Here is a 7,432-nt window from a genome sequence, read left to right on the forward strand (position 1 = left end):
GATTCAGTTCTCTTCTCTTGAATATTTAGATATTTCAGGCAACAAATAATGAGAAAAATTCCGATTGGGACATTAACCAGAAAAATATACTGCCAGCCAAGAAGTTCAGTAATAAAACCCCCAAGCCCAGGACCGATAAAAGTGGCACATGCAATGGCTGTTGTGATGTATCCCATTACCTGTCCCCTCTGACTGGGCTCACTGGCATGAATGATCAGAGGACCCATCCCGCAATAAACCATGGATGCACCTATTCCCTGAATAATACGAAAGAAAATGAGGCCGACAATTGTTTCAGTAAAACCGCAGGCTAATGAACTGAGCGTAAACAAACCCCAGCCGGCAATATATAGCCTGGTGATCCCGGTATATTCTGACAACTTTGCGACGATGATAAGCAGGCTTGTCATCATGAGGATATAACCAGTAACCGTCCACTGGGATAATGCAAGTTCGGTTGTGAAAAAAACTGTTATCGTTGGTAATGCCACGTTAACCATGACAGCATCAAGGTTTGCCATGAACACCCCAACGATGAGAATCATCAGAAGGATGGATCTTTGCCGCGATTGTGAATACAACCCTGAATGGTTTTTCAATGATAATTGCATCATGTTTGATAAAATTTCGTCTGATTCACGAAATGTCTCCGAGTTTTATGTGCAACTACATTTGATCAACGCGTATTTATTGTAAAAACGAACTTTATTCATCCATACGAACCATGAAGATACCAATGAAAAAGAAAACCGGAGAATCAGAAAAGATATGCCCGGTTGAAGTGGCATTAAATATCATCGATGGGAAATGGAAACTTAGAATTCTGTATTTCCTTCAGGACAAAACACTGCGATATAATGAGATCCAGGAGAAGATACCAGCAATAACCCAGAAAGTTCTGACAACCCAACTTCGCCAGCTCGAAAAGGATGGCATCGTTATACGAAGAGCATATGCAGAGATTCCTCCCCGGGTAGAGTACTCGCTAACGCCAATTGGAGAAAAACTGATTAATGTGTATAAGGCGCTCAATACATGGGCTCTTGAATACATTGATCAGAACCTTATCAGAAAATAGATCTATTTTTTTTCTGAATTTTCAAATCTTTTCTTTTTATCAGCCAGAATGGCAGGGAGGCTATGCAGCTGACTGCAGATCAGCATAGCCCAGTATTTCCGGGTTCTGGCTCTTTCTATAAATTAGGGATATTTTTCAAAAATTGAGCTTATCACAGACTGAACTGTATCTGCATCCTCTTTCCGGTGACTCACATAGATTATCGTATCTCCTACCATTCCTTTCATTGAAAAGAGATCACAGGAAAAGGTAAAGAGAGTGTTGTTCCCAAGTTGTTTGGTTGAAACCTCCCCTTTAGCCTGAATTGACTGGAGAAACCCATCACTAACCGGAATATCGAGAGTACATTCATTTACGATTGAACCATCGGTACATTTTGATGAGATTCGAGACTTAATAATCTTCATACCACAAGTTCCTCAATACTATCAGCCACAAACCTGCACTGTTCCATAGTGTTCAGAAATGAAAGGCTCATTCTGACACAACCCAGCCCCCTAGTCAGCCTCTGATGAATCCATGGGGCACAATGAAGACCGGTCCTGGTGACGATATGATATTTTCTCCCAAGAATCATCCCGATATCATCTGGATCCACTCCTGTGATATTGAATGAGAATATCGGGGTTTCAGGATTGGGTGTGTACAGAGTTACTGCATCCAGGTCTGATAGCCGTTCTGAAAGATAGCAGGACATTTCCTCAAGGTGTCGGCAGATTTGATCAAAACCGATATCAGAGATGTATCCAAGACCCGCAGTCAGTGCAGCAATACCTGGAAAGTTTGGAGTTCCTGCCTCAAAGCGTGCAGGCATCTCTGTTGGATGGTCAGGAGACGCCGAATCAAATCCGGTACCTCCCTGATGCAGAGAGAGGACTGATTCAGGAGTTCTGATAAAAAATCCACCAGTCCCGGGAATCCCAAAGAGGTACTTATGACCGGTAAAAACAAAGGCATCGACTGGGATTTTTGATAATTGTATAGGGATCTGTCCGGCTGTCTGCGAACCATCGATTATTGAGAAGAGTTCTTCGTCATGGAGTATTCTGCAGATTTCAGATATATCCTGTACTGCTCCGGTTACGTTACTGCCATGATTTATCACTGCTAGCCGGGTTTCGGGAGTAATGGCTTCACAAATCAGATCAGGTTGAATGTGCCCCCCCGAGTCTGCCGGGATAATAGAGAGGGAGATCTTTCCTGCCTTCTTCAGAGCCAATAATGGGCGGATTACAGAATTGTGCTCTAGTTCTGTTGTGATCACATGAAAAGGGGATTTTTTACCTGCAGCAAATCCGTGAATCAGAATATTGAGTGAATCTGTTGCATTTGATGTGAATATCCACTCATGTGGATCACCTGTATGAAAAAAAGAAGCGAGTGCTCCCCGACCCTCATCTGGATAAGAGATCAAGCCTTCAAGTGTGGTCCGTCCAGATTCCAGATAGGGCAGTGAAGATGCCTGCGCTACTGCATCCAGTACACAAGGGGGTTTGGGCCAGGTACTTGCAGCATTATTCAGATAAATCAGGTCCTTGATATCCACTTGCTGCACGATTAGATTATTCTCCTGCCCCTGGAACCCAGCGTACCTTGTCGCCAAACAGTTCTGCTTTCCATATCGGAACTCTGACTTTTAATTCATCGATAAGGTATCGTGATGCTGCATATGCTACATCCCGATGGCCGGATGCAACCGTGATGAGCACGATCACTTCACCTACTTTCATAGAACCATACCGGTGGATAACCTGAACGTAGGTGAGATCCCACTTCTCTTCGGCCTCCGAGATTATCTTATTAATCTCCTTTTCTGCTTCTTCCTTATCGGTCTCAAGCCGCAGAATATCCATCCCGTCATTTCTCACTGTTCCTGCAAAGATAAGAACAGCTCCGGTATCAGGTCCGATATTCTCAAAAACCTGTGTCAGATCAATGGGGTCTTCCTGTATCCGGTACATACTCATTATCCTATATGTATGGGATCTGTTCCTTTAATGGATCTATCCTTCAGTTATGATGAAGATTCAGTGAAAATGATTATCAGGATAACAATTTTTCCGCTCACTCAGAAGATTCAGATCTCCCACATACCGGACAAAGGGGATCTCTTCTGACCTGGAGGTTTTCTAATCTTGCATGTTCACCATCCCAAAGGATAAGTCTGCCTGCTGGAACGGTTCCAAATCCGGTGATTATTTTGATGACCTCATTTGCCTCCATAAGACCGATGATGCCAGCTGTGACCCCCAGCACGGGAACAACAGGATACCTAAGTGGATGATGAATAAAGCACCGCAGGCAGGCGGTGCTATATGGAATGACAACCATCATCTGCCCTTTCAGCCCATGAACAGCTCCATGAACAAACGGAATTTTATATCTAACAGAATAGGAGTTCAGAATCATACGGGTTTCCATGGAGTCCACTGCATCTACAATGATGTCTGCATCTTTTGCAAGAACAGGAACAGATTCAGATGTAATTGAAGCATGGGTTGCACGAATGGAAATTTCAGGATTTAGAGAGCGAAGTTTCTCTTCGCCTGAACTCACCTTTACTCTCCCGATATCATCAGACCAGTGAAGAAGCTGACGGTTCAGATTGGATAATACCACTACATCCTGATCAACAATAGTAAGGGTCCCGACACCAGCAGCTGCAAGATACAGGGCTATCGGGGAGCCAAGACCACCACATCCAGCAATGAATACATGGCTTTTTTTAAGAGATTCCTGCCCTTCTGATCCAAATATCAGGATCTGACGGAGATAACGCTCTCTCTCGTTGTCTGATAACTCAAAATCTGATGACAATTGACTGGCTCCATGGTGATTAAGGATATACCCATAGTATAATCATACAGTCTTCAAAAGATGCGAATAGGAACAGGAGGGGGCAGAGCCCCCATATGGCAATGGCATATACAAAGCGGACTTACAGGTTTATTGAACGGAGATTGGTATCAGGCTGGTACCAATACATATGGCATAGGTATTACACATACGCCAACAATAATTGCCCCGCCTAAGCTCCCGGGGATAGGTGATCTCAGACACCACCCTGGTCCCATATCCCTGGGAATAAGATTCTCCATCCTCTGGCAGAGCAGCCAGAGAACCTGTATTCTTTTGAGGATTCATTTCTACCTCGTGTCCACCATGTGAACATACAATAGTTAGTCTTAAGAGAAATAGCACCATCAGTAGCGGCAGCTCTTACCAGATCATATGAGGAACCTCTGATTTCAATGAGAGAATCCTGGCCTAATCACCCGGTTTCCAGTGAATGAGAATGTTATAGAATAGAAAAGACCAAAAAAAATTCAGAAACCATCTCACTGATGGTTCTATAAATCTAATGATCGGTTTAGGGGTAATCTGGATTACTATCTAGTAAATCCTGGATCTCGCTTGGGGAATATTGTCCCATATCTTTGATAGACCCGGGTACCCATTTGATATCATCACACGTCAACACCCATTTTCCCTCCCCTTTGTATGCATATAGATACAGATAATGCTTGTATCCTTTGTGCTGGGGTACGATAACATAGTCGGTATTCCCATCAGCCTTGGATAAATACCACATTTCTCCCCAGGTATCCCAGACATACAAATTATAATCGGCACCATCTGGCATATCAACATCATACTCGATGTCAATATTTGAATTGGTGTTTATGGTTGTAGTCCACAAATGCTGATTGAAGGTATACCCATAGATACTGTCTGCGATACCAGGGCTCACCCCTCCTACCAACATGAAACTTACCATGACCATTCCAAGAATTCGCCATACCTGAATCATGGTTCCTCCCTGTGCGGAAACCCGCACGTGTTGGTTACATATCACTGGATGGAGATAATGATATTGCCTCCCCTTTTTTGACTCTTTTGAATGAATTCTCAAATCCGGATACGATCAGGAATAAGAGCGATTCATGCCCATTGAGTGGACATTGCCTCATTCTCATACCTTTTAACCTCCAAGGGAGATACTGTTTCCAACTTTAATCCCAGAAGGTTGATGAGATACATCTACCTGACAATAGTGAGGCATTCTGATTTTATCTGAACGGAACTTGTATGAACACTGATATTTGGTTAGTTAGATATTCTGAAATTTTTCTAAAGAGCGAACCGGTCAGGAGATCATGGGAGGATATCCTGATCCGGTCACTGGCAAGCAGGCTTCCTGACTGTTCTGTGACCAGAGAGAGAGGACGTATCTGGATATCAGGTCCGGTTGATCCTGATCAACTCAGGTACACATTTGGTGTGCACTCTTTCTCTCCATGCAAAAAAGTATCCCTGCCTGAAATAAGAGAGGAGATAGCCAGGTACGCTGAAGAGACCGGTATCGGGAACGTAGCCACCTTCGCACTCAGAATACACCGAACAGGGGAGCATACCTTCACTTCCCAGGAACTTGCACGGGATCTTGGAGACCATTTGAGAGGTTTTTACCCCTCTTTAAAGGCAGACCTCAAAAATCCGGAGTACGAACTGCACATAGAAGTCAGGGATCAAAACTGTTATTTATACACAGAAATATTCCCAGGCCCCGGTGGAGTGCCTCTTGGGGCATCAGGAACACTTGTTGCTCTCCACTCCGGAGGTATTGACTCACCTGTTGCAATGTATATGATGATGAAACGGGGCTGTAAAATCATCCCGGTATACATTAAGATAGCACCATTTCATGATGATAGTTCAGAAGAGAGGGCACGCCTCATCGTCGAGCATTTAAGGAGATATCAACCAGATCTATCTATTCAGGTGATCGATGACGGCGATGTGTATGCAAACCGCATGCAACTCAAAAAGAAGGGCCTCGAAAAGTATGCCTGTGTGCTCTGTAAGAGGCATCTCTATCGTATTGCTGAAGAGATTGCACTAAAAACTGGAGCTAAAGGGATTGTTACCGGAGAATCTCTGGCCCAGGTCGCTTCCCAGACACTTGACAACCTCTTCGTTCTTGACGACGCAGTAGATATGCCGGTTTATCGTCCGCTCATCGGATACGATAAAGAGGAGACCATAATCTTAGCACGAAACATTGGAACATTTGATCTCTCAATCATGCAGGTTCCGTCATGCTGTTGTGCCATTCCCTTTAAACCGGCTACGACATCAGAACGGGGAAGAATAGAAGAGATCGAAAAAACCTTGTACAACGAGTGAAAATCCTGAATCTTCAGCACATATGACCCGATGGATAACCAATGGACCTTAGAGCTAAACTCTCCAGACTTGAAGAGATAATCAAAGAACAGGCACCAATCCTCATTGCGTACTCAGGAGGAGTGGACAGTACGCTTCTGGCAGCAGTATCACAGGAGACACTCGGCTCTGAAAAAGTCTACTGTGTCCTTGTAGACGGATCAGAAGTTCCACGCAGAGGAGTTGCAGAAGCAATCTCATATGCTTCAACACTTGGATTAAACCTTGAGATACTCAAGGGAGAATCACTTTCACAGGATCTGAAACAGATCAATCCATCTGACCGGTGCAGACATTGCAAAACTGGCACATATACAACCCTTGCCGAAGCAGCCACACGTCATGGATGTAAATCCATCGCAGACGGAGCAAATATTTCAGACCTCGGGGAACATCGCCCTGGAATCGATGCCTTCAGTTCATGCGGGGTGATTCATCCATTCATTATGGCAGAGATCACAAAACAGGATATCAGGGAGATCGCCCATCAGAAAGGACTCCCTTTCTGGGATAAACCATCATCTGCATGTCTGTATTCCCGAATTCCATATGGGGATGAAATTACCGATAAAAAACTCCAGATGATCGAGGAGAGTGAAGAAATCCTCAAAAATTTCGGATTTAATCAGGTCAGGGTACGCCATCATGGAAATATTGCTCGAATTGAAGTATTGCCTGATGATATGGTCAAAATTTTTGGCTTGAGAGAAGAGATTGAAAAGAATATCCGCAACATAGGATTCTCGTATGTAGCACTTGACCTTCGTGGATACCGATCCGGAAGCATGGATGAAGTGCTCCCAATAAAGTAGAGATATGACCGAAACCGGAGAAGAACTGAATACTACCAGAATCATCCTGACATCTGACCGGTTTCGGGTATGGATTGATGATCTGTCCGTCGGTCATGTACGGGTCATCAAACGAATTAATTTTGGTATGATCATCTCTGCAATACGCCAGATCGCATCGGTACAAAGGAAAGATCTTGAAAAAAGTCAGATAATTCGAATATACATTCCCAGATCACTCAAGTCTATTCACTCTGAGAATCTTCAGGCATTTATCGTATTTGCAAAAGACTGTGGAAATATCTCAATTGATGTGATTGAGACAGAAGATCTACAG

The 7,432-nt window shown here is 43.8% G+C and carries 10 protein-coding genes; 4 read left to right on the forward strand and 6 right to left on the reverse strand.

Annotated features, from left to right (window positions below; genetic code table 11):
• Positions 1-521 (reverse strand): MFS transporter (locus VN429_RS07175; RefSeq protein WP_325631456.1); only part of this gene is annotated, 521 nt, incomplete at its 3' end.
• 215 nt (positions 522-736) lie between these two features.
• On the opposite strand from VN429_RS07175, the gene VN429_RS07180 reads away from it, so the two are divergent.
• Positions 737-1,078, forward strand: coding sequence for a winged helix-turn-helix transcriptional regulator (locus tag VN429_RS07180; RefSeq protein WP_325631458.1), 342 nt, complete (start codon positions 737-739; stop codon positions 1,076-1,078).
• Positions 1,079-1,200: 122 nt separating this feature from the next.
• Here VN429_RS07180 and VN429_RS07185 read toward each other — a convergent pair whose 3' ends face one another.
• The 5 genes from VN429_RS07185 to VN429_RS07205 all read right to left on the reverse strand — a co-directional run bounded on the left by VN429_RS07185 (position 1,201) and on the right by VN429_RS07205 (position 4,889).
• Positions 1,201-1,485 (reverse strand): hypothetical protein, encoded by a 285-nt coding sequence (locus VN429_RS07185; protein WP_325631460.1) that lies wholly within the window; start codon positions 1,483-1,485, stop codon positions 1,201-1,203.
• Positions 1,482-2,633, reverse strand: coding sequence for an aminotransferase class V-fold PLP-dependent enzyme (locus VN429_RS07190; RefSeq protein WP_325631462.1), 1,152 nt, complete (start codon positions 2,631-2,633; stop codon positions 1,482-1,484). The genes VN429_RS07185 and VN429_RS07190 overlap by 4 nt, the downstream gene beginning before the upstream one ends.
• 7 nt (positions 2,634-2,640) lie before the next feature.
• Entirely contained in the window at positions 2,641-3,039 is a 399-nt protein-coding gene (locus tag VN429_RS07195; RefSeq protein ID WP_325631464.1) for a molybdenum cofactor biosynthesis protein MoaE, read from the reverse strand.
• Positions 3,040-3,142: 103 nt separating this feature from the next.
• Positions 3,143-3,895, reverse strand: coding sequence for a HesA/MoeB/ThiF family protein (locus VN429_RS07200; RefSeq protein WP_325631467.1), 753 nt, complete (start codon positions 3,893-3,895; stop codon positions 3,143-3,145).
• Positions 3,896-4,448: 553 nt separating this feature from the next.
• The gene (locus tag VN429_RS07205; RefSeq protein WP_325631470.1) at positions 4,449-4,889 is read right to left on the reverse strand and encodes a hypothetical protein; all 441 of its coding nucleotides are present in this window, start codon (positions 4,887-4,889) and stop codon (positions 4,449-4,451) included.
• A 278-nt stretch (positions 4,890-5,167) separates the two neighbouring features.
• On the opposite strand from VN429_RS07205, the gene thiI reads away from it, so the two are divergent.
• The 3 genes from thiI to VN429_RS07220 form a co-directional block, all read left to right on the forward strand.
• A complete protein-coding gene (gene thiI, locus VN429_RS07210; protein ID WP_325631474.1) occupies positions 5,168-6,265 on the forward strand; it encodes a tRNA uracil 4-sulfurtransferase ThiI in 1,098 nt (365 codons plus the stop codon).
• A gap of 41 nt (positions 6,266-6,306) precedes the next feature.
• Positions 6,307-7,116, forward strand: a complete 810-nt coding sequence (gene larE / locus VN429_RS07215; RefSeq protein ID WP_325631477.1) for an ATP-dependent sacrificial sulfur transferase LarE — start codon at positions 6,307-6,309, stop codon at positions 7,114-7,116.
• 4 nt (positions 7,117-7,120) lie between these two features.
• Positions 7,121-7,432, forward strand: a 312-nt coding sequence (locus tag VN429_RS07220) for a hypothetical protein (RefSeq protein ID WP_325631480.1), incomplete at its 3' end; no start/stop codon positions are given.

It is taken from the genome of Methanospirillum sp., from assembly GCF_035560735.1.
Lineage (GTDB): Archaea > Halobacteriota > Methanomicrobia > Methanomicrobiales > Methanospirillaceae > Methanospirillum.